The following is a 2,283-nucleotide window of genomic DNA, read 5'->3' on the forward strand; positions in this document are numbered from 1 at the left end:
GTCCTTCCTGTTTCCGGTCCTTCCGGTTCCGGCCCCTCCTCCTTCCGGGCGCCCGCCCGGGGCTCCCCGTTCCTTTCCAGTGCCACCACCTCTCAGGAGAACGATCACCGTGCAGCTCGTCGTCGGCAGGATCGGCCGCGCCCACGGAATCCGGGGGGACGTCAGCGTGGAAGTCCGCACCGACGAGCCGGAACTGCGGCTCGGGCCCGGCGCGGTCCTCCTCACCGACCCCGCCGCCATCGGACCGCTGACCGTCGAGACCGGCCGGGTGCACAGCGGGCGCCTGCTGCTGCGCTTCGCCGGCGTCAAGGACCGCACCGCCGCCGAGGCCCTGCGCGGCACCATGCTGATCGCCGAGGTCGACCCGGACGAGACCCCCGAGGACCCGGACGAGTACTACGACCACCAACTCATCGGCCTGGACGTGGTGCTGGCCGACGGCACCCCGGTCGGCGAACTCACCGAGGTGCTCCACCTCCCGTACCAGGACCTGCTCACCGTCCAGCGGCCCGACGGCACCGAGGTGCTGATCCCGTTCGTCGAGCAGATCGTCCCCACCATCGACCTGGACGAGCAGCGCGTCGTCATCGCCCCGCCGCCCGGCCTGATCGACTCCGCGGACGCGGTCGTCGCGCCCAGCCGTGAGGACGCGGGCGCGGAAGCTGCTGCGGAGACCGGTGTTGAGACCGGCCCGGGAGACGGTGCGGAAGCCGGTCCGGGGGCCGGTTCGGGCGCGGGCGGCGGCTCCGGGTCGGGCACCGGTTCGGACCAGAACGGCGGCGGCGCGTGAGCGACATGCGGATCGACGTCGTCACGATCTTCCCCGAGTACCTGGAGCCGCTGAACGTCTCCCTGGTCGGCAAGGCGCGGGCCCGCGGCCAGCTGGACGTGCACCTGCACGACCTGCGGTCGTGGACCACCGACATCCACCGCACCGTGGACGACACGCCCTACGGCGGCGGCCCCGGCATGGTGATGAAGCCCGAGCCGTGGGGCGCCGCGCTGGACGCCGTCCTGGCCGCCGGGCCCGAGGGCGAGGTGCCGACCCTGGTGGTGCCCACCCCCAGCGGACGCCCCTTCACCCAGGAGCTCGCCCAGGACCTCGCCGCCCGCCCGTGGCTGGCCTTCGCGCCCGCCCGCTACGAGGGCATCGACCGGCGGGTCATCGAGGAGGCCGCGACCCGGATGCCGGTGGTCGAGACTTCGATCGGTGACTACGTGCTGGCCGGCGGCGAGGTCGCCGTACTGGTGATGGTCGAGGCGATCGCCCGGCTGCTGCCCGGCGTGCTGGGCAACGCCGAGTCGCACCGCGACGACTCCTTCGCCCCCGGCGCCATGGCCGACCTGCTGGAGGGCCCGGTGTACACCAAGCCCGCCGAGTGGCGCGGCCGGGAGGTGCCGGAGATCCTGCTCAGCGGCCACCACGGGAAGATCGCCCAGTGGCGGCGCGAGCAGGCGTTCGCCCGCACCCTCGCCAACCGGCCCGACCTGGTGGCCCGCTGGCAGCGCGAGGCGTTCACCAAGAAGGAGCGCGAGGCGCTCAGCGTGCTCGGCCTGGCCTGGGACGAGTCCGCCGGCCGATTTCGGTCCGTGGTCGAGGCTGTGGAAGAATAGGCGACTGTTGTCTGCCGCCCGGCTCCCCCTGTGGGGAGTCAGTGGACCGGTGCCCCCGCCACGGGGGGATCACCGCCAGCCGAAGCGGCCCGCAACACCACCCGGTTGAATCGAACTTCCGTGGGCGGCCCGTGGCGCCTGCGATGGAGAGCAACGATGAGCAACAAGCTCGCTGCTGTCGACGCGGCCTCGCTGCGCACCGACATCCCCGCCTTCCGCCCCGGCGACACCCTCAAGGTGCACGTCCGAGTCATCGAAGGCAACCGCTCGCGCGTCCAGGTCTTCCAGGGCGTCGTCATCCGCCGCCACGGTGCGGGCATCGGTGAGACCTTCACCGTCCGCAAGGTCAGCTTCAACGTCGGCGTCGAGCGCACCTTCCCGGTGCACACCCCGGTCGTCGAGAAGATCGAGGTCGTGACCCGCGGTGCGGTTCGCCGCGCCAAGCTGTACTACCTGCGTGACCTCCGCGGCAAGGCCGCGAAGATCAAGGAGAAGCGCGACGCGTGACCGCGCAGGCTCGACGGGGGTCGGCCCTCCTTCCGGTGTAGACCGGGGGGATAAGCTCACCCCCGATGAGCACGCACGAGCCACCGACGGACCGCGACGGCAGTCCCGCACCCACGGGTGCGGATTCGCCGGCGCGGTCCGCCGTCGTTTCCGCCCCCGGCA

Annotated in this window: 3 protein-coding genes; all 3 read left to right on the top strand. The window is 72.4% G+C overall.

The genetic code is table 11. The features are described from left to right. Positions 1 to 109 precede the first annotated feature (109 nt). Positions 110 to 790, top strand: a complete 681-nt coding sequence (gene rimM / locus ACFUEL_RS38705) for a ribosome maturation factor RimM (RefSeq protein WP_380242747.1) — start codon at positions 110 to 112, stop codon at positions 788 to 790. Between the two features lie 5 nt (positions 791 to 795). Next, positions 796 to 1,614, top strand: coding sequence for a tRNA (guanosine(37)-N1)-methyltransferase TrmD (gene trmD, locus ACFUEL_RS38710; protein ID WP_380242749.1), 819 nt, complete (start codon positions 796 to 798; stop codon positions 1,612 to 1,614). A 156-nt stretch (positions 1,615 to 1,770) separates the two neighbouring features. Further along, positions 1,771 to 2,121 carry a 50S ribosomal protein L19 gene (gene rplS / locus ACFUEL_RS38715; protein ID WP_030458810.1) on the top strand — a complete coding sequence of 117 codons (351 nt, stop codon included), beginning with the start codon at positions 1,771 to 1,773 and terminating at the stop codon, positions 2,119 to 2,121. The last annotated feature ends 162 nt before the right edge of the window (positions 2,122 to 2,283 follow it).

The organism is Kitasatospora sp. NPDC057198 (assembly GCF_042670125.1).
Taxonomy (GTDB): Bacteria; Actinomycetota; Actinomycetes; order Streptomycetales; family Streptomycetaceae; genus Kitasatospora.